We start from the raw sequence: 20,107 nt of genomic DNA, 5'->3' as shown, positions 1-20,107 counted from the left end.
GCAACCAGTCATATTTACTTATCTGGTCAACCAAGCCGTATTCAGTATTGGGCATTCGCCCATAGCTACGATAATCTGAATGACACAGTGGAGACTTTGTATGGATAGTATCTCTGTTCGCAATCGCAGTCATAAAGGCATTATTCAATCTAATGTAAATAGTTTTTCAACGCTATACCGCATAATTGATATTACGTTGTTAGTACTGAGCTATTTATTACTAGTCAAATTATTTAGTATTCAAGTTGAACAGTTGGATATCTTGACAGAATTGGCTATCTACATTTTGGTTTATCAGCTTGTTGCTGAATCCTTCGATATATATCGCTCTTGGCGTGCCGCATCGTTATTTTTAATGTTGAAGTTCGTTTCGCTAGCTTGTTTATGCAGTGCGGTCAGTTTAATTACTGCGTCATTTTTTCTGCCGCAATGGATTAATTTTGATCATACATTTTTCCTTTCTTGGATGGGTGGGAGCTTTCTCTTATTGCTTGGTTGGCGGTTGCTGTTAAGGGAGATGTTGTTTTACTGTCGCAAAAGTGGCCTAAATTCGCGCTCAGCCATTATCATTGGCGCTAATCAACTGGGATATAGTTTAGCGAATCAGTTGTTGGCAAATGATCATTTAGGAATTAAGTTGCAAGGTGTTTTTGATGACAGAGATCAAGCAAGACTCGCACATGAATTTCGTAATCAAGTCACTGGTACGGTAGCTGACGCGTTAGCAAAAGCGAAAAATAATGAGGTTGATTATATATATATTGCGATGCCTATGAGTGCAGAAAAGCGCATCATGCAAATACTAAACTTATGTAGCGATACCACAGCAACTGTTTTTATTATCCCTAACTTTTTTATATACAATTTATTGAATGCCCGTTGGCAAAATATTGGCTCAATTCAAACCTTGAGTGTTTTTGATACTCCTTTTCAAGGTGCCAGTGAATTGTTGAAAAGACTTGAGGACATTGTATTAGCATCGGTAATTTTATTGGTAATAAGTGTTCCGATGTTGGTTATCGCGGGTGCTGTTAAATGCACATCAAAAGGCCCGGTTATTTTTAAACAAAGGCGTTATGGGTTAGATGGCAAAGCCATCACTGTCTATAAATTTCGATCTATGTCGGTGCAAGAAAATGGGACTTCAGTTACTCAAGCAACCAAAAATGATCCGAGAGTGACACCTTTGGGCAGTTTTTTACGGAGAACTTCGTTGGATGAGTTGCCGCAGTTTATTAATGTGTTGCAAGGCCGTATGTCTGTTGTTGGTCCTCGACCTCATGCCGTTGCGCACAACGAGCAGTATCGTAAGTTAATTGAAGGGTACATGTTAAGGCATAAAGTACGTCCTGGTATTACGGGTTTAGCTCAAGTAAACGGATTTAGGGGAGAAACTGAAACAATCAACAAAATGGTGCAGAGAGTAGAATACGATTTGGATTATATTCATAGATGGTCAGTTTGGCTGGATATTCAGATTGTTGTAGCTACGATTTTTAAAGGTGTTGTAGACAAAAACGCGTATTGATGCGGTTTTATTGCACATATTATTTTAATAATTGTTTGTTTACACGGGGGGCAATATGGAACCTAGAAGGTTGACTGAACTGGACGGTCTTAGAGGGATAGCTGCCATTGCTGTTGTACTCTATCATTATCTAAATCGATATCATGATATCTATGGTCATTCTTTCAATGTTCCGGAGATATTAAAATTTGGCCAGTATGGCGTACACCTATTTTTTATTATCAGTGGTTTTGTTATCTATTGGACAATTTCTAAAGTTGATAAGCCACTAGACTTTATCTGGTCACGCGCCAGTCGTCTTTATCCGCCTTTTTGGTTTTCTGTAACCATTACATTTCTTGCCGTGGCTATGTTTTCTCTCCCCGATAGGGAAGTTAGCTTGGTGACTTTTTTCTTTAATCTGTCTATGTTGCATGAATATCTGGGGCTCGATCATGTCGACGGCGTCTATTGGACATTAACGATAGAACTCACATTTTACTTTTGGATTTTTGTTATTTTTTGTTTGGGTAAAATGGAACATATTGAGAAAGTACTTATCTTTTGGATATGTGGTGCACTAACGTTTGAATTTCTCGGTATTGATACGGTTGTGGGTCATCGCATTCGAACATTTTTACTTTTAGATTATATAGAATTGTTTGCGGCTGGTATTTGCTTTTATAAATATAGAGTCAAAACTTTCAGCAAATTGACACATATAATTATTATTTTATCCATTCTATCTTTGTTTGTTAGCTACCAAACTCAAATCGCAAGCATCTTGTGTTGTTTATATTTTCTGTTCGGATTAGCTGTTGCTGGCAAGGTTAGGCTATTGGGGGCGAGTGTTTTTGTTTATTTCGGCTCCATCTCTTATTCACTTTACCTGATACACCAAAATGTGGGCTACATTATTATCAATAAATCATATGCTTTGGACCTTGAGCCATTTGTTGGGATAATTTTTGCGTTTGGAATTTCGTTACTCTTATCTCATTTTATTTTGGTATTTGTCGAGAGACCTAGCCTAGCCAAACTTAAAGCGTTTTATAAACAGAACAAAAGAATCGCGCTGTTTAGAAATAAACTAGATCGCCCAGCGCGTAGTCATTTCACTTGAGCTAACACCCAATTTTATCTTTACGCGCTGCAAATAAAATCGGTGTGTAGACAACAACAAATATCATAAAACCGATAATCCAAAGTACAGCGCTGATTTTCCAACTCAGTTGTGGCATACCAAATATAGCCAAGGCGCTGCGGCTGATACCTGCAATTATTAATGCGCCAAAAGCTATCGCCATAGTGTTGCCAACTATAATCATGCGTCCGGTATGGCCCAAAGATACGCGTGCTATCATGGCTAAGATCATTCCACCTATACTACCAACAGTGATTAAATGTAGTGCGTCTGAAAAGCCGATGTTGTCAGTTACAAAACTAATACCCATCAAAATCAGTCCAAAGCTCATGGCTAAAAATGTAGCGTGTAGTGACCATAACAAAGGCACTTTGAGTGTTTTATGCGGTTGCCAGCCAATTAAACGAATGGTTTGCAAAATACCTGTGCTGATAAAGATAAAACTGAGTAAATACCAAACAATAGTATCGCGGCTGAAATAGGTTAAAAATATGCCTAGAACACAAACGGCTGACAATAGATTACTGACTAAGTTTAACCAAGCATATTGTTGTGGGTTGCTCTGCGGCGCCCCATTTTTAGTGAAAAAGCCAATCACTCGCCCAGCAATTAAACTTATCAGTAATACAAACATGAGCACGGCTGTTTGCGCTATGTGAATTGCCAGTGGAATATTTTGTTGTATGTCGGCAATCAGCAGGCTTGCGTTAGCAAACATCATTAAACTGAATATGCCAATAAATACATAGTTACGTTTGTTTTTAACTTTTAGTACGAGTTGGCTGTAACTAGCAATAACCCCAAGCCACCATAACATTTGTAGGGCAAAACCTAGGTAAACTGAGGTTGAATCGTTTAGGGCAAAACATATTCGTGCTGCTATCCAAACAAGCGTAAGCAGCATCAATGGCTTGCCATTTAAACTTGGTTGGCTGGTCCATGTTTGCACTGCTGTTAGCACAAAACCAGCGGCCACTGTTGCGGCAAAACCAAAAATCATTTCGTGGGTATGCCATACCAGCGGATTTAACATATGCCATTGGTGGGTGAGTGGCTTGCCGTGTAAAAAGCCCATCCAAATAGTAACGGCAAATACAGACCAAAGTGCAGCTAATAAGAACCAAGGCCGAAAGGCCAATTCCCAAAATGGGTGGCCTTTTTGTGCGGCGGGTTGGCGCAGGGTATTGGGTTGTTGAATATTTAACAGTGCCATAGCGATATACCTGATTAATTCACTCAGGTACTATCATAGGGCATGGTATTTTTGTTTATTTGATTTGTATCAATAACTCAAGGTGATAATGCTTAATTTTGTTTTAATACAAATCTCTGTGATAGCGTCCTTGTTCGCTCAGCTGTTGTTTGGTTTGTTCTCCTAAAATTTCTAGCAAGGCTTTATCTACAGATTTGCCCATGCCTTCGAGACTACCACACACATAGACGTCGGCTCCTTGTTTTATAAAGCGGCGAACATTCTCTGCTTGTTGGCTTAACACTTGATAAACGTATTTGGCTTTTTCTGTGTCAGTAGCGAGAGTAGCGCGTGAAAATACTCGGTCGATTCTAGTTAATACCCCTTGTTGCTGCCAAGCTTCCAGCTCTGTTTGCATATGGCAGTCAAATTCAGCATCGCGTTCACCATAAATCAACCATACAGGGCCTGCATCGGCAAAATGACACCTTTGTTCAATATGGCCGATTAAACCAGCTAAACCACTACCCGCGCCAATGAGCAACAATGGAGCTTGTTCTGATTTAAGTTGGCACGCTGGATTTGCCCGTACTTTAACTTTAATTTGACTGCCTACTTGGCAACCTTGCGTTAAATATCCAGATGCTAAACCTGTAGTACCATCGTCTTTAGTTAATAAACGAACAATCAGTTGTAGCTGATTATTCTCTACAAAACGGCTGTCTGCACTGGCTATCGAATAACTGCGAGGGGTGGCCATTTGCTTATTATTTGCTGGTGGTAACACTTCTAAAATATCACCCGCTTGCCAACTGAGATTTGCTGCCGATAATTCAATTAAATATAAACCAGCGAACGGACTGCCAGTATTTAATTGGCGAATCTGTGTTACCGCAACATCAGAGTAGTTTGCAATAGAGTGTTGTGCTTGAGTTTGTGGTTGGCTGGCATCTATACAAATTAACGGCTCTATGGCTTGTGCACCGCGCTCTGCTAATTCAGTAAAAACTTGTTTGCCAAATGCACAAAAAGCAGGGTAGTGGCTATCACCAAATGCAGTCACCTTATAGTTAACTTGTGTTAATGCATTATTCGAAATTTTTGTTAGCGAGCGGATAAATGTTCGGCCGTTGTCTGGTGCTTCACCGTCACCATAGGTACTGACAAATAAATGCACTTCAGATGCAGTTTGCAATTTATCTGCAGTTAATTGATTGAGTGGTAGCAGTATCGCGTCAGTAAGTGATGCGATAAAATCTTCGGCGTGTAAACGCGCTTGGCCCGTTTGGCTGGCAAAAGCGACGATTTTTGTCGCTGAGGAATTTGCTGTTTTGGGACGGTTTTTAAACCATAAAACCATTACCCAAATACACCAACAAAGGCCTAACACACTGGCTAGGCCGATTCGAAAATTATCCGACATATTTACTAGAGTGGTAACACTTCTAAGGTTGCAGAATAACCACCTTGGCGTTTTGTGGCCGGTGCTTGAGCTTTGTCGTCTTCATACGATACTTCAATAAAGTACATACCCGCTTTTGGCCAAGTTACTGAAAACTTACCATTGGCATCCGTTTTTAAGTTAATTGTTTCTGGTTGGTTACGGTAACGCATGGCGCCACGGTTGATTTCTACTTCAGCACCAACAGCAGGGCTACCATCAATCAACATAATAAATTCAGCGCTTTCAGTTGCGTACAAATCGTTTGGATGTGTTACCGGAACTAACTCTAAACCTTTATTTGTTGGTTTTAATGAGTCTGTGCTTGGTTCACCCAAAGTAACAAATGTTTCAACTCGGCGTGCACTATAAGAAACACGTAAATCTTTGGCGTTTTTAGGTACAGCCGTTTCAAAGGTTTCACCTTCCGCACTTCGGCCTCTGCCAGGCCACATTTTGCGATTGCCTTCGTCATCTTTCCACATAGCGCGAATACCAGCTGACGCTGATGCAATGCGGTAAGTACCAGCTTGCTCAAGCTTTAAATCAAATGTTGCGCGGTATTTGCCAGTTGCCACGTTTTCTAGCTCTAATGTTTTACCATTAGGTGCATAAGCGACTATGCTGTTGGTTCTGTACGCTACGTGCTCTGGCACAAATAGTGTGTTGGATACAGCAGCATCAAAGGTGACATAGTTTTCTTCACCAGACAGAACAGTTTCACTTGGTTTGATCCAAGCTCTATGTGCATTTACCTGTGTTGTGGCTAACAACAAAGTTAGGGGTAATATTGCGCTTTGAATAATTTTTTTGTTTAACATTACTTAGGTTCCTTAATCATTCTGTTGTTGTTTATTTAGTGGTGGACAAACGCACTAAACCTAATTCAGAACTGCCTTCAACTATCAGTGGTAGTTCACTGTTCTTTAGTGGCAGGTTAAGTGGAATTTGTAATAATTCACGGCCGCCCACTTCACGGGCTGCTTCTATACGCAAGGTGTATTTACCTGCGGGTAAGTTTTTAAAGGCTTTAGATAGGTCGAAATCGACAGTGTGCATGCCAGGCCCTTTGGTTGCACCTGTTATGCCGTCAATCGGGAACGACAGTTTACGGCCATCTCGACGCCACCATTGGCGTAAATCCGCAAGCCATTCTTCACCTTTGCCATTTTCCATTTCAACATCGTACCAAACAGCTATTTGGGTAACTTTGCGCTTACTGTCTTCCAACCATACAGCTACATATGGCTTGTGGTATTCGGCAACTTGTAAGCGCGGAATACTTACTTCTAGTTGTAAATCTGATTTGGCAGATACTGCTGTTGTGGCCAGTGCACAGATTAAGCCGCAAAACAATTTCCCAATTTTCATTACTTTATTTCTCCAATAGTTGTTATTTTCACTGTTAGTGAACAAAGGCTAACAATAAAATTGCTGGAGCCACGACACCAAGCAAGGTAATAGGCCAAGTCATCCATCTGTGGTTTGCCTGACGGCAAAGTAAAATCAATCCAGATAGACAAAAAATCACACAAATAACGGCAAAAAAGTCGATAAACCAACCCCAAACAACACCTGTATCACGGCCTTTATGCAAGTCGTTAAAGTAGGCTATCCAGCCGCGGTTGGTGCTTTCATAGGTTAATTGGTTGGAATAAAAATCAACTGCCAACCAAGCGTCAAACCCAGGCCCTGCTTGAACTATGTACAATTCGTCTTCGTTCCATTCAGCTTTGGCCGCTGATGAAACTTGAATCGAATGTACTTGTGACAACCAAGTTATGAGTGCTGTTGGCACACTTGTTTGGTCACTTTCAATTGCCTGCTCAGCTTGCTTTTTTAGCCTTGAAACTAAAGTTGTTGGCAATTCAACTTCTAACAATTGAACATCAGGCGTTGTTTTAATATCAGCGGCATGATTGAGGGTAATGCCGGTAATAGAAAACAACAGCATGCCGACCAAAGCAAAAGCGGCACTGATCCAGTGCCACTGTCTAACTGAGCCTAAACTAAACTGCATTTATTTAGAAACTCACAGAAACGCTTGCCCAGAAGTTACGCGCTTTGTCTTTTACGTTGTAATCGTCGGCAAAGTTAACTTCACTAACAACACCACGACCTGTTAGGTACTCGTATACACCGTCGTCATTCAAATCGTCATATGTGGTTGTGTACGAGGTAAAGTCTCTATCTAATAGGTTGTTAACGCGTAAGCTCACCATAACATTGTCATTAAGTGTCCAACGTGCACCTAAATTAAGTAATGAATAGTTTTTGTAGTACAACTCACGTTCAAGTGTTGAGTCGTAACCGCGGTAACGATCAGAGCGCAATTCACTTTGCAAATATACATACAGATTGTCGGTGGCTGACCAGTTTAAGCTGATATTCGACATATGCTCTGCAGTATTGGTGAGTGGTTGTCCAGCGCTTGGGCCACTTTTTTGTTCACTATCTGTCCAAGTGTAATTAGCGTAGACAGACCAGTTATTCAAAAATTGGTAACGACCGGCAATTTCAACACCTTGAAGTGCAACTTCGTCGATATTGATTTTTTGACTATAGGTTTCGTACCCTAGTTGATCGTACTGACCTAAGTTTACACAAGGGCGCACACCTGCTGTTTTTTCACAACTTTGCACTGTATCACCACGGGCGATTTTATCTTCGAAGGTCGTGTCGAAGTAAGTGATGTTGAAATTGTTGTCGCCACGGCTCCAATACAAAGCAATTTCAGAGTTTACGCTGGTTTCTGGCTTAAGTTCTGGGTTACCGGCAAATGGGCTCGTACCTTGGCCACCAAAACCTGTAATACCATCGTACAAATCTGTGGTTTGTGGGGTTTTATAACCTGTGCTGACACCACCTTTAATTGTCCATTCTGGTGATAAGTTATAAACCGCGTACGCACGAGGTGAAGTTTGGCTACCAAATACGTCGTGGTTGTCGTAACGAACACCGGCAGTTAAGGTGAATTTGTCTGTGATCATCCAGTTGTCTTCAGCGAAAAATGAATACATTTTTTGCTCTTGAATTGCACCGGCTTTGCCACTTTCTAAACCAAATACACCGTCTTGTAATTCACCATCAATCGCTTGTGCACCAAATACTAAATTGTGATCACCAGCTACGTTCGCCACTGGAATATCTACACGTAAATCATAAGTGTATTGGCTGCTATCTAATGGGCGAGCAGGGCGTGGTAAGAAAGTGTCTTCAGCTAACTGTTTACGCGTTGCTTCATCCATATCAGCGTAGTCGCCTGTGCCATCATACATTTCTTGCAACAATAAACGCTCAGTAACGCTTAACGGCAAAGTTCGGCCGTTATTTTGGGTATCTACATAAGAAACTGACGCAGAAACCGCACCAAATTCGAAATCGCCTTCATAAGTTAACGACCACCATTCGCGATCAAACTCTTGCTCTGCTGCATAACCTGCTCGTGGGTTAACACGGCCGCGGCTGTCTTGCCATAAGCTTTCTATGCTGTCTTTAGTACCTAGCGGGTAAATAATTTCGCTGGTATCTACGTTAAATCTAGGGGTATTGTCGTATTCTTGGTGAGAGTTGTCGTAGTCGAACATTAACTCTTGGCCTTTAGCCAGAGTGTAGTTTAGGCTAAATCCGTAATGCTCACTTTTATTGTCAACGGTACGACCGCCACTACCAAAACCAAGAGAGCGCACATGCACGTCGCCATTTGGGTCAACTGCTGGTGAAAACTGTGGTGATGAGGCCTGTTGCTCATAAACACTTGCGCGTACACCTAAACTTAATACGTTGGCAATCAAAGGACCTTGTACTGAAAAATCAGTTGTGATGTCGTCACCAAAGTCATCATTTTGTTGCAAACTACGACCAAAAGTAATTGAACCACTCCAGTCATCTGTATGTTTTTTGGTGATGACATTGATAACACCGCCTAACGCATCTGCACCGTATAAGGTTGATGCTGGTCCACGAATTACTTCAACTCTATCAATTGTATCTACTGGTGGAAGATGATTAAACGCATTGCCACCAAAGTTATTTGGATAAATATCACCATGGTTGTTTTGACGTTTTCCGTCAATTAATAACAAGGTATATTCGCCAGTTAGACCACGCATACTTACGCTGCCTTGACCCGTTTTATCTCGGGTTGTGCCTATATCAATACCTTCTTGGTGTTTAACTGCGTCTAACAGGTTGGTGAATGAAGATAATTTAATATCTTCGGCAGTGATGATTGAAATACTCGCAGGTGCCTGCGTTAATTTTTGCTCGAAACCCGTAGCTGTCACTACGATAGTTTCCATTTGTCCTTCAACGTTTTTTTTGCTTTGGTCCGCATGTGCGGTATTTAATGAAGCTACTTGCATTGCAATTACAACAGCTGACAGTTTTAACTTGGTTTGCATATCGCCCTCAATATTGTTTGAATAATTTTTGATCCCAAATATTGGTTTTGTTGTCGGTGGGATTAATTTGCGCGGCATTCTATAGGAAAGGAATTTATATTAAAAGTGCAAATGATAATAATTATCGTTTTAAATTGTCGTTTGGGTTGCAAGCTTGTTTCAGTTGATGTGAAAAAGTTTTAGTTGTTTTTAAGTTGTAGGTTTAGAGTAAATAAGTGGTGATGACTTAGCAGTTCCTGCTAAGTCATCAGTGTTGTGTTATTCATTCCAGCAAACTTGATTGCGGCCATGCTCTTTTGCATGGTAAAGCATGCTATCTGCTTGTTTTAGGGCTTGTGCTGGGGTGATGTCGTTATTTGGTACACAGATAATTGCGCCAGCGCTAATGGTTACTTTTTCGTGTGGGCTGAGTTCATGTTCTATGTTTAAGCTTTCGACCGCTTGGCGGCAGTTATCTAAAACCGCTTTAGCGCCGTCAATGTCTATGTCGCCAATGACAACTACAAACTCTTCACCACCATATCGTGCGACAAAATCGCGAGGGCGTTGTAATTGTTCATTCAGAGCTTTAGCAACCTGAGTGAGTACTTGGTCGCCGGCGGCGTGGCCATAGTGGTCGTTATATTGTTTAAATTTATCTACATCCAACATAGCAAGAACTAAGGGCTGTTGGTTACGCTGAGCAACTAACCATTCAGCTTCAACTTGTTCGTCAAACTTTCTGCGATTGGCAATGGCTGTGAGTGGGTCAACGTTTGCAAGCATTTCTAACATAATGCATTGGCGGGCTAGAGTTAAATGCAGTTTTACCCGCGCTTTTACTATACCTAGGTGAAATGGTTTGGAAATATAATCACAAGCCCCCAGCTCAAAGCCTTTTTCTTCACTTGAAACATCACCTAAGGCAGTAATAAATATCACCGGAATTGAGCGGGTGATCTCACAGGCTTTGAGTTGTTTAATTACTTCGAAGCCACTTTGGTCTGGCATTACTACGTCTAACAAAATAATGTCAGGTTTAAGCTCTTGTGCTTTTTCAATTGCGGCTTTGCCGTTACTGGCTAGGGTAATTTGCGCTTCGGCTTTGAGTAAGTTACTCAATACCACAAGATTGGACTTTTCATCGTCGACTATCAGTATGCGTAGTGCTGGGGTTATCATAGCTTTATCTCTTTAACTGCATTGATTTAAAGTTAATTCACATAAATCGCTAGCAAGTTCGAACTCAATTTCAGAAACAAATTCAGAAATTTGTTTCACTTGCTCAGCAAACTCGGTATTTAAGCTGCTTTCTACTACCACTGGGATTAATTCTTCGGCGGCAAAATCTGATTTTTGTAATAGGGGTAATAAAGTTTGCAGCTGTTCTTTTAACGGTTTTGCTAGTTGATCTACTTCTTCTGTCTGGGCTTTATTCGACTTAAGTATATAACTTATGGCGTTGACTATTTGCTCAAGCTCGTTACACACTTCTTTGAGGTTTGCGTAAAAATCTTGATTCAGTTCTATTTGGCTTTCAAGTTTGGCACATTTTTGTGACAGACCGAATGCACCTATATACGCACTGCTCGATTTTAAGCTATGTACTTTTATAAAGAGTGCGTTGCAATCATCTTTGCGTTTTAAGTTCAAAAAATCAGCGGCTGATTGTTGATGTTCAGTAACAAAATCATCAACCAACTTGCAATATAACTTACGGTTGCTTTGGCAGCGTGACAATGCTTTTTCGACTTCAAGTTGTGGGATCCAACTTAATGCCTCTAAAAAATTATCAAATTTTGTATGTTGTTGCGATGGCGCAGTTTGTTGTTTATTGATTTTTTCCGCTTTTAGCCATTTGAGCACCACTTCAAACAATTCGTCTGGATTAATAGGTTTGGCTAAATGCGCATTCATTCCTTTGGAAATACATAAAGATTTATCACTATCTAACGCATGGGCTGTCATGGCTATGATAGGTAAGTTATCAAATTTAGGATTCTGCCTAACATGGCGCGTGGCTGTGTAACCGTCCATTTTTGGCATTTGGATATCCATTAATACCAGGTCGTACTCGTAAGTGAATATTTTATCGAGCGCTTGTTCACCATCTACAGCTATATCTATTTGGATATTGGTATCAGATAAGAAACCACAAACGACTTTACGATTAATGGTATTGTCGTCGACTACTAAAATTTTCGCTTGGGAAAAATCGAGTTGACTGCCATCCCATTTAGACGGGGCAGGTGAATTCCAACTTGAGTTGTTGTTTTGTCCCAAACTTTGTTGATGACATAAGCTACGTGAAATTCCGTCTAACAAGGTTTGTGGTTTAACTGGTTTTTCGACATAAGCGTCTATATGTATTGCACCGGATTGTCTGCGTGCTTCGTCTAAATCGTATGCTGATAACAATAAAATTGCTGGAATATGATTTTTACCTAAATCTTGTTTTATTTGTTCTGCTGCGCTAATGCCATCTATGCCTGGCATGCGCCAGTCCATTATGATTAGGTCGTAATCGCGGCGAATTTCGCTGGCTTTTTTCACCATGTTAATTGCATCTTGGCCGCTGTCTGCACAATCAACATGCATGCCCAATTCACTTAGCAGTTCTACTAATATGCTTCTGGCTACTACACTGTCGTCTACCACTAAGGTTTTTAACTTGGTGTAGTCAATTTGATGTGGTTTGGCTTTTTTCGCGTCGTCAACCACTTCGCATGGCATAGTAAAAGTGAATGTCGAACCACGACCTTCTTCACTGAGCACTGAAATATGCCCACCCATTAATTCGACAATTTGTTTACAGATAACTAAACCTAAACCTGAACCTTCAAACTCGCGGGTTAACGAATTGTCCAGTTGAGAAAAGGCGGTAAATAGGCGCTTTTGGCATTTGTCTGATATGCCAACTCCTGTATCTGTTACCGAAAATTTAAGTAGGGCTTGATTGCTTTGGCGGTCGGCCAATTCTATTTTTACGATAACATGGCCGCGCTGGGTAAACTTTATTGCGTTGTTCGCTAGGTTAACCAAAATCTGTTGTAATCGGTTTGGGTCGCCCATTACATAGTTAGGCACTTGGCTAGACAGATCTAAGATAAACTCTAGGTTTTTTTCAAGCGCTTTTAGCTCGCAAATCGTAATGGTTTTGTCTAAAACCTTTTGAATGCTAAACGGAATTTTTTCGATAGACAGTGAATTTGCTTCAATTTTTGAATAGTCGAGTACGTCGTTGATTATACTGAGCAGCACTTCGGCTGAATTGAGAATTTTGTCGACATAATCTGTTTGTTCATGGTCGAGTTTAGTGCGTTTTAACAGTTGGGTTAAACCTATTACCGCGTTCATTGGCGTGCGAATTTCATGGCTCATTTTTGCCAAAAATTCTGATTTTGCTTGATTTGCAGCTTCGGCTTTGTCTTTCGCTTGGCTCAGTTGTTGTTCAGCTTCAACTCTGTGGGTGACATCGCGTGATATGCCTAGTAAACCCATTAATTCGCCTTGTTCGTCGTAAAATGGCGCTTTTAACGTGTCAACTTTAATGGTTTTGCCATTGGGATAGACGGTTGTTTCTTGGCTAGTTTGTGTATCACCACTGTCGAATATTTGTTTATCTTTTAATCTTAGGCGTTTGGCTGCGTCTTGATCTTTAAATAACTCTTCGTCGGTTTTGCCGGTTAAATCTTCATTGGGTCGGCCGACCAGTTTGGCGAATGCTTGATTATGGGCTATGTATTTATAGTTTTTGTCTTTGGCAAAAATTAAGTCCGGTGTGGCATTGAGCAAAGCATCTAGTAGGGATGCGAGCTTTTCTATATCGTTGGTATGCGTATTTATCGCCATAAGTCCATCCGTGTAATCTGCCTGCCCGAGCATCTTAAGTCGGGCAGGGGTTTATACCCTAATAATTGGGCATATTATTATCTTTATAGTTCTTTGGTATTAATAGCAAAATCGCCCGATTCATCAAGTGAAATAGGTACAACTTTGTGAACACTGTCTATATTTATAGGCCCAAATATGTGTGGATATAAACCACCCGTTGCTGGTTCCCATTTCACTTCACTGGTGATGACTTTTTTGTCTAATTCTAAAATTAGCGGCTGTTCTGTGTTTTTGTAAAACTTGTTGGCCACTCGGTTTAGTTGGCTTTTTGGACTGGCATGAATAAAGCCCTCTGTTTGTAAACTGTCGCGAACAATTTCACCTGTGGCTAAACCTTGTTGATATTCAGCTTCACTCGACAATAAATAAATGTATGGGTCCATCAAACCGTCGTACATGCGAATAAACATATTGGTCACGGCTTGTTGCTCGTCACCTTCATATATGTAATCCACTCGAAATTGACCAGTTAGTTGGTTATCTTCACGTGTTTGGCTCATTATGCTAATTTCTGCCAGTGCCAGCCAGTTGCTGTCGGTTAACCACACTGGAATGTCATCAAAAAAGATCCGACTGCCTTGTTTGCTGAATGAATATACTTCACCGACTTTTAAATTGTATTCTTGGTCTGTACGTAAAATTGAATTTACTTCTATTTTAAATCCCATATTTTTATTCCTTATTTATTCAACTGGCTCAACCCATTCAAACGATGGGCAACCTGTATAACCATGAGTTTGTGCTGGATCTAATTCAATTTTGGCCATAGTGGTAGCTATTGGCGAAAGATCATGCATGCCGTTCATTATCGCGTTATATAAAACTCTTGGATTGCCAGCAAATGCTTCTTCTATTTGTTGCAACATCAAACTATAAGCTTGATTAAACTTATGATTGAGCGATTGTAAGTCTGGGTTTTGCGCATAAGCTTCATGTGTTGGATTTTTCAGCATAGGGTAAACTTGTGCATAATCAACACTCATAGGCGCGCCCGTTGGTGGTAATTTTGGATCGTCATCTGGCAAATAGTGGCGCTCAAAATACACTTGGCTAAATTTGTAAAAATGCGCTAAGTCTCTATGTTGGTCATATTCGTTATAGTCGCCATCATACAAGCTTGCAGCGGCACCTTCCCCTTGGTCGATAATTTGTTCAAGTGCAGCTTTTGCTGAATCTATATCAGTCACAGCAATAGGTTTACCACCACCGCGCCAAAAATAGGTTTCAGTTATTTGATTGCTGGTATCTTGGCTAAACAAGGTTTTACCACTTAATTGATATTCTTGGTTTAGCTCATCTAACTCTTTGATTATATTGTTATAAAACTCACCTATGCTGTAGCCGTCTACATCTAAGTCTTCAATGGCTGTTAAACTCATTTCAAGTGGTGGCATGTCATCAGGTAGTTCTATGCGTCTGAATGTTTGAATGGTGTTTTTAGTAAATTTTTCTAAATTTATTTCAAACTCACGGCCTTTAAATTCTAAAGTGAGAGGGTATTTAGGCACATTATCTTTACCTAGTTTCACCTCACCACCAATAGACACTAAAGTATTGCCTGCCAAACATAAGTGGAGCATTTCTTCCATAAATACACTACGAATAGCATTGGCTGCGTCTACGTTTGTGCCTGGTTGAATCGAGAAATATGCAGTCAAATAGGGCGGCAATGTACTCAGTTCTAGCTCGATTGCTGTTTGCAGATCTTTTTGAATTTTGGCTAATTTTTCTTGTGCGTCCATTTTATACAGCTTCCTCTACTTCTGTTTGTTGCGCGTGAGCAAATACGTGATTATTTAGGTGAGTCGCTAGCCTGATGGCCAAACTCGTTAAGGTTAGAGTTGGGTTAACCGCACCTAATGTGGCAAATGAGCCGTTAGAGCACACGTATAAATTGTCGACATCAAATACTTTTAGGTTTTTATCAACCACACCTTTGTTGGCTGATTCTGCCATGCGGGTGGTGCAGGCCGCGTGATCCGCGCGCCAAGAAATAGTTTTTAACCTGGTATTGCTTGCGCCCATAGCGGCAAATATTTGCTCTATATCAGCCTGAATTTGTTTAATTCTAGGGTTAAAATCAGGCCCTTGTTCAAAGTCGATAGCGGTTTCAATTAAACCTATATGGTTGCGTTTACTCGCATTGTATAAACGGTTGTTGTACTGGCTGAAAATTTCAATTAAAACATGCAGTTGAATTTTACTCTTACCGGTTATTTCGTCTTTGATTACGCTAAAAGGTTTACCACTTTGCATTTCTTTGGCTAAGCGTGTACCAATGCTGCTCGATGGGTTAACAATGATATATTTGCCCATTAATTGTTGGGCTTCGCTGTCGAAGTGGCGTGAAACTAGAGTTGGGAAGTCCATTTCAGGCATTAAGCCATCTGGATTTTCCGGCAAATCTGCTTCAAACATCATATAAGGGTGAGTGATAAGGTTTCGACCTACTAAATCGTGATCATTACCCACTCCATTTGGCCAATGGGCATCAATAGAGCGTAACAATAATTTAGATGACTCAATTGCTCCAGCAGCTAATATGACAGTGTGTGCGTGCAGTTCAAAACTTTCAGTTTCTGAAATGTTTTTATTGTGAAAACGCACACCTTTTACTTTATTTTTGCCTGACATAATCAAGCTTTCAACCACTATGCCAGTTTTAACTTCTAGGTTCGGGTAGTCTTTGTATTGCATCATGTCGTCGATATAGTTGGCAGCAACATATCGAGCACCAAATGGGCAATATTTACAAGTACCTGTAGTTTGGCAAGGTGGGTGAATTGAGTCAGACGCTGACATACCGTGACGAGCAATCGGCATATGGCTATATTGCAAATTCAATACTTTAAGCGCGTCTAATGCAGGTTTATCTTCCGCTGTGTACGGAAACGCAGGGTAAGGATAAGCTTTGCTGCGAGGTACACTTGGGTCATGTGAGTCGCCCGATACACCGATATAATGTTCAGCTTCACAGTAATAAGGTTCTAACTCGTCATAATCAAATGGCCAATCAACTAAATCATAATTACCGGATAGTTTATTGATGTGTTTTTCTATATTGCTTTTAAGCTTAAAATCTTCAGGTTTTAAACGGAAAGACCAGCCACCCCAATGCACAGTCGAACCACCGTACATCATCAATCTTGAACCTTGCATAGGTAAAAGTGTGCTGCCTAAACTTTCATTTTCACCTGCGCTGTCTTTGGTTGGGTAAGCTTTGTCTTGGCAAAATTCATACGGCAAGTTACCAGTCACTAAGTAGTTTTGATGAGTTGCAAAGTCGCGCATTTTTACTTTGCTACCAGCTTCTAGAATGGTAATTTTTTTATGCGGATCTTTTTCTAAAACTTTTTGCGCGATTGCCGCTGCGGCTACACCTGAACCGACAATCAGTACGTCCGTTGTGTTGTTCATTATGCTTCCTCAATTGTTCTGTAAGGCGTTTGGCCTTTAATGTTGCCACCACTAATAAAACCCAATGCGTTTTTGGCACCAAATGTTTTAAACCCACCAACTGCTAGTGCGAGCGTGATAAATTCATTAGAAACTCTTTGTCTGGCTCTAGCTAAGTGTGTTGTTGGCGGTTGTAAATTGGCGGATGGGTCGGTAAATAGCTTTTCGTAAGCGGCTTGTTCACCCAATTGATAAGTCAATTCGCGAATGACTTTAGCGGCATTTTTGTAGTCAGCGTAGTAGTTTAAGTCGATTTTTATCCGGTTTTGCATAAAAACCAATAGCTGAGACTTCACCCCAGTTTCTGGTACTGACAACTGCCAATAATCTTTGATGTGGCAAAAAAGTTTCCACATGGCTTCAAAGGTTCTTTGATCTATTTGTAGGTCGTCATCTAAATAAGGGTAGGACGTTTCCACATCGTAGGTTATAACGTTATCCATGGCGTTTCCTTAATTGGCCTATTATTTTTATATGCTCAAAGGATTTTAGCCAATAAAACGAAAGGCGCAACCGTAAATTTTACTTTACGCTGCACCTAAGGGTATGAAATATATAAATTATGCGCAATTTTGCCTATTAACTGACCTTGATTTTGTCAGAAATTTTTATTGCCGCATGCTGCCCTTTACTAATAGCTTGTTGAATATCACAAATTTGGTGACTACCCGGGTAGCTTATATAGTTAATGACAAGGCTAGCGGTAACTTGCTCTAATCTATCGAATATTGGAAAGGCAATTTCTTCTACACCGGCCAGAAATGGACTGGGCATTCGAACATAACCTTGTTTGCGAATGAGTGCAAAATGTTCATCTTTGTCGCAGGGAGTATCCTGGTAAGCTAACATGAGTTTACCGGGGCAACATGCGTCTAAATCAAAACGAGCGCCTAGTCTTGCACATATCAACCAATCTAATGGGGCATCTTTTTGCTGAATAACCATGGCTTTATCTTTATATGCCATAGCTAAATAACAAGGCTGGCCAGTTTCAATTGCTAACAGTTCCATAGGTGCTCCGGCAGAGCGCGCTAGGCTGTCAACTGGCATGTTGTCAAACGCCACTTCAAATAGTTTTAAAGATAATGAGTATCGGTCATTTGTTGGATCGAGTGACAAATAATCGCGGCGTTCTAAAACGGAGACCATTCTAAATATTTCTGAAACAGATTTATTTAGCTTTCCACCAATGTCTTTAAGGCGTAACCCATCGGGTTCTTTAGATAGCAACTCTATGATATCTAATCCTTTTTCCAAAGCTGGTGCAGTATATTTTACATCTGTTTTTTGTTGCTTTTTTTCTTTTTCCATAATCCTACAGCTTCTGCAAAACAACCCGTAATTGTATACCTACGACATATGAAAATTGCTTTATTCATATATGGTTTAGCTATATTAGGATAAAGTCATACTGATTAATAGCATTATTTAAGCAACTTTGGTTAATCGTTTAACTTTTGTTCATGTGTATTTGCTTGTTTACAAATTTGTACGCCAAATCTGACAATAAGACTGATTTATAAGCTTATTCATCAATCAGCCAACCTTGGGATACGGCAATTTCAACTTGGGCTGTCATCCACTTATGGATCTCTGGAAAATCGTTTTTAATAAATGCATGAGCGCGGCTCACTTGGCTGCGTTTAACTTTTAGTTCTCGCCAAGCTTTTCCTTGGCTTTTTATGTTGTACATAAAAGGCAGTAATCTATCGACTGCTTTGAGCAATTTAGTTTCTGCGCTTGTGCCTGTTTCTTGCTCTTCCCATAAATTTTGCATATTTTCACAGCCATTACCTGCATATTGTTGCAATCTAGCGACACAATCCCTTTCTTTGATATGGGCGTTACTTCTATCATTTGAATATAAAAAGGTATCACCCGCATCTATTTCACCTAAGTCGTGTACTAAGGCTAATTTAATTAACTTTTCATGACTAATGTTCAGCTGAAACGTTTCAGCTATGTTCCAACAAGCCATGGCTAAATGCCATGAATGTTCAGCTGAGTTTTCAACTCGACTTTGGCCTTTCACATAGGTTTTTCGGTTAACCAATTTCAGTGAACCGAGTTCGTATAGGTAGTCAGTAATTTGTTGCATAGATGCAGGCATAGCTTGTATTTTCCTTAAATGCTGTCAGGGCCTATTGGCACAATACCAGAGGGATTAAGTGTTTTTATTGAATAATACCCTTGTTTGATGTGTTCAGCATTAACCGTTTGTTTGATGCCCGGCAGTTGGTAGATTCTGTGCATATAAGCATGTAGGTTTTTATAGTCGCTAATACGCTTTTTATTGCACTTAAAAATACTGTAATAGGCGAGATCAAATCGAATTAGCGTGACAAACAATCTGATGTCACTTTCACTTAAGTGTTCGCCTAACAAATAGGTTTGCTTGGCGAGTTTTTGCTCCATTGTATCTAAACCATCAAATACATCTTGATAACCTCGTTCGTATGCTTGCTGAGTGCTAGCGAAACCCGCTCGATACACGCCATTGTTAATTTTGTCGTATATATATTGGTTGATAGATGCCATTTCTTCCGCCAAATGGCTTGGACGTAAATTAATATCGTTTTTGGCTAGGTGATTAAAATCATCGTTAAGAATTTTAATGATATCCGCTGATTCATTGTTGACGATTTTTTGCTCATATTTATCCCATAATACCGGCACTGTTGCGCGACCTGTATAGCGGCTGTCACTGTGGCTATATAACTGGTGCATATAGTTCTTTTGCATATTTTCTTCTGGCTGATCAAATGCCCAGCCTTGTTCGGTTAATACTGGATTTACAACAGAAACTGAAATGGCATGTTCGAGTCCTTTTAGCTTGCGTAACATTAAAGTACGACAAGCCCAAGGGCAGATATAAGCGACATATAGGTTATATCTATCGGCCGGTGCGTTTGCAACAACACCGTCTCTGAAGCCAGATGATTGGCGAATAAAGTCGCCGTCTTCACTTTTTTGCTGAATAGGTTGCCAGTTTTCTACCCATTGACCATTACGTAACATGATAACTTCCTCTTTGCTTAAACTATTTAAAGTTTTGCATTTGAGAGTTTTTGAAACAATATCTGTTATTGGT

Annotated in this window: 17 protein-coding genes; 2 read left to right on the top strand and 15 right to left on the bottom strand. The window is 40.3% G+C overall.

Annotation, left to right across the window (positions count from 1 at the left end; all coding sequences use genetic code 11):
- Positions 1-100 precede the first annotated feature (100 nt).
- Both ACMZOO_RS03275 and ACMZOO_RS03270 read left to right on the top strand, forming a co-directional pair.
- Positions 101-1,528: an undecaprenyl-phosphate glucose phosphotransferase gene (locus tag ACMZOO_RS03275; protein ID WP_440905370.1), complete on the top strand. Its 1,428-nt coding sequence runs from the start codon at positions 101-103 to the stop codon at positions 1,526-1,528.
- Positions 1,529-1,583: 55 nt separating this feature from the next.
- Entirely contained in the window at positions 1,584-2,630 is a 1,047-nt protein-coding gene (locus tag ACMZOO_RS03270) for an acyltransferase family protein (RefSeq protein WP_440905369.1), read from the top strand.
- Position 2,631: 1 nt separating this feature from the next.
- On the opposite strand, the gene ACMZOO_RS03265 is transcribed toward ACMZOO_RS03270, so the two are convergent.
- From ACMZOO_RS03265 to ACMZOO_RS03195, 15 genes are all read right to left on the bottom strand, one after another.
- Positions 2,632-3,864, bottom strand: a complete 1,233-nt coding sequence (locus tag ACMZOO_RS03265) for an NnrS family protein (protein ID WP_440905368.1) — start codon at positions 3,862-3,864, stop codon at positions 2,632-2,634.
- 103 nt (positions 3,865-3,967) lie between these two features.
- Positions 3,968-5,266, bottom strand: coding sequence for an NADPH cytochrome P450 oxidoreductase family protein (locus ACMZOO_RS03260; RefSeq protein WP_440905367.1), 1,299 nt, complete (start codon positions 5,264-5,266; stop codon positions 3,968-3,970).
- Positions 5,267-5,271: 5 nt separating this feature from the next.
- The gene (locus ACMZOO_RS03255) at positions 5,272-6,105 is read right to left on the bottom strand and encodes a DUF4198 domain-containing protein (RefSeq protein WP_440905366.1); all 834 of its coding nucleotides are present in this window, start codon (positions 6,103-6,105) and stop codon (positions 5,272-5,274) included.
- Between the two features lie 31 nt (positions 6,106-6,136).
- Positions 6,137-6,655, bottom strand: a complete 519-nt coding sequence (locus ACMZOO_RS03250; RefSeq protein WP_440905365.1) for a DUF2271 domain-containing protein — start codon at positions 6,653-6,655, stop codon at positions 6,137-6,139.
- A 34-nt stretch (positions 6,656-6,689) separates the two neighbouring features.
- Positions 6,690-7,304 (bottom strand): PepSY-associated TM helix domain-containing protein, encoded by a 615-nt coding sequence (locus tag ACMZOO_RS03245; RefSeq protein WP_440905364.1) that lies wholly within the window; start codon positions 7,302-7,304, stop codon positions 6,690-6,692.
- A 4-nt stretch (positions 7,305-7,308) separates the two neighbouring features.
- Positions 7,309-9,687 carry a TonB-dependent receptor domain-containing protein gene (locus ACMZOO_RS03240; protein ID WP_440905363.1) on the bottom strand — a complete coding sequence of 793 codons (2,379 nt, stop codon included), beginning with the start codon at positions 9,685-9,687 and terminating at the stop codon, positions 7,309-7,311.
- 258 nt (positions 9,688-9,945) lie between these two features.
- On the bottom strand, positions 9,946-10,848 hold the full coding sequence (locus tag ACMZOO_RS03235) for a GGDEF domain-containing response regulator (protein ID WP_440905362.1): 903 nt from the start codon (positions 10,846-10,848) through the stop codon (positions 9,946-9,948).
- A gap of 12 nt (positions 10,849-10,860) precedes the next feature.
- Entirely contained in the window at positions 10,861-13,518 is a 2,658-nt protein-coding gene (locus tag ACMZOO_RS03230) for a response regulator (protein ID WP_440905361.1), read from the bottom strand.
- An 83-nt stretch (positions 13,519-13,601) separates the two neighbouring features.
- Positions 13,602-14,228, bottom strand: coding sequence for a DUF952 domain-containing protein (locus ACMZOO_RS03225; RefSeq protein ID WP_440905360.1), 627 nt, complete (start codon positions 14,226-14,228; stop codon positions 13,602-13,604).
- Between the two features lie 15 nt (positions 14,229-14,243).
- Complete coding sequence (locus tag ACMZOO_RS03220) at positions 14,244-15,302, bottom strand: ferritin-like domain-containing protein (protein WP_440905359.1); 1,059 nt, start codon at positions 15,300-15,302, stop codon at positions 14,244-14,246.
- Position 15,303: 1 nt separating this feature from the next.
- Positions 15,304-16,977 (bottom strand): GMC oxidoreductase, encoded by a 1,674-nt coding sequence (locus tag ACMZOO_RS03215; protein ID WP_440905358.1) that lies wholly within the window; start codon positions 16,975-16,977, stop codon positions 15,304-15,306.
- The gene (locus ACMZOO_RS03210) at positions 16,977-17,459 is read right to left on the bottom strand and encodes a hypothetical protein (RefSeq protein ID WP_440905357.1); all 483 of its coding nucleotides are present in this window, start codon (positions 17,457-17,459) and stop codon (positions 16,977-16,979) included. The genes ACMZOO_RS03215 and ACMZOO_RS03210 overlap by 1 nt, the downstream gene beginning before the upstream one ends.
- A 136-nt stretch (positions 17,460-17,595) precedes the next feature.
- Positions 17,596-18,327 (bottom strand): IclR family transcriptional regulator, encoded by a 732-nt coding sequence (locus ACMZOO_RS03205; protein WP_440905356.1) that lies wholly within the window; start codon positions 18,325-18,327, stop codon positions 17,596-17,598.
- Positions 18,328-18,541: 214 nt separating this feature from the next.
- Positions 18,542-19,126 (bottom strand): HD domain-containing protein, encoded by a 585-nt coding sequence (locus tag ACMZOO_RS03200; RefSeq protein WP_440905355.1) that lies wholly within the window; start codon positions 19,124-19,126, stop codon positions 18,542-18,544.
- A 14-nt stretch (positions 19,127-19,140) separates the two neighbouring features.
- On the bottom strand, positions 19,141-20,034 hold the full coding sequence (locus ACMZOO_RS03195; protein ID WP_440905354.1) for a glutathione S-transferase family protein: 894 nt from the start codon (positions 20,032-20,034) through the stop codon (positions 19,141-19,143).
- Positions 20,035-20,107: the final 73 nt, after the last annotated feature.

It is taken from the genome of Catenovulum sp. SX2, assembly GCF_052056295.1.
Lineage (GTDB): Bacteria > Pseudomonadota > Gammaproteobacteria > Enterobacterales > Alteromonadaceae > Catenovulum.
This window is presented reverse-complemented; position numbering and strand designations above follow the sequence as displayed.

Coding starts and splice junctions, on each gene's coding strand:
- ACMZOO_RS03230 (WP_440905361.1), bottom strand. CDS start 13,518: ATGGCGATAAATACGCATACCAACGATATAGAAAAGCTCGCATCCCTA.
- ACMZOO_RS03220 (WP_440905359.1), bottom strand. CDS start 15,302: ATGGACGCACAAGAAAAATTAGCCAAAATTCAAAAAGATCTGCAAACA.
- ACMZOO_RS03200 (WP_440905355.1), bottom strand. CDS start 19,126: ATGCCTGCATCTATGCAACAAATTACTGACTACCTATACGAACTCGGT.
- ACMZOO_RS03250 (WP_440905365.1), bottom strand. CDS start 6,655: ATGAAAATTGGGAAATTGTTTTGCGGCTTAATCTGTGCACTGGCCACA.
- ACMZOO_RS03235 (WP_440905362.1), bottom strand. CDS start 10,848: ATGATAACCCCAGCACTACGCATACTGATAGTCGACGATGAAAAGTCC.
- ACMZOO_RS03240 (WP_440905363.1), bottom strand. CDS start 9,687: ATGCAAACCAAGTTAAAACTGTCAGCTGTTGTAATTGCAATGCAAGTA.
- ACMZOO_RS03255 (WP_440905366.1), bottom strand. CDS start 6,105: ATGTTAAACAAAAAAATTATTCAAAGCGCAATATTACCCCTAACTTTG.
- ACMZOO_RS03275 (WP_440905370.1), top strand. CDS start 101: ATGGATAGTATCTCTGTTCGCAATCGCAGTCATAAAGGCATTATTCAA.
- ACMZOO_RS03265 (WP_440905368.1), bottom strand. CDS start 3,864: ATGGCACTGTTAAATATTCAACAACCCAATACCCTGCGCCAACCCGCC.
- ACMZOO_RS03260 (WP_440905367.1), bottom strand. CDS start 5,266: ATGTCGGATAATTTTCGAATCGGCCTAGCCAGTGTGTTAGGCCTTTGT.
- ACMZOO_RS03215 (WP_440905358.1), bottom strand. CDS start 16,977: ATGAACAACACAACGGACGTACTGATTGTCGGTTCAGGTGTAGCCGCA.
- ACMZOO_RS03205 (WP_440905356.1), bottom strand. CDS start 18,327: ATGGAAAAAGAAAAAAAGCAACAAAAAACAGATGTAAAATATACTGCA.
- ACMZOO_RS03225 (WP_440905360.1), bottom strand. CDS start 14,228: ATGGGATTTAAAATAGAAGTAAATTCAATTTTACGTACAGACCAAGAA.
- ACMZOO_RS03195 (WP_440905354.1), bottom strand. CDS start 20,034: ATGTTACGTAATGGTCAATGGGTAGAAAACTGGCAACCTATTCAGCAA.
- ACMZOO_RS03245 (WP_440905364.1), bottom strand. CDS start 7,304: ATGCAGTTTAGTTTAGGCTCAGTTAGACAGTGGCACTGGATCAGTGCC.
- ACMZOO_RS03270 (WP_440905369.1), top strand. CDS start 1,584: ATGGAACCTAGAAGGTTGACTGAACTGGACGGTCTTAGAGGGATAGCT.
- ACMZOO_RS03210 (WP_440905357.1), bottom strand. CDS start 17,459: ATGGATAACGTTATAACCTACGATGTGGAAACGTCCTACCCTTATTTA.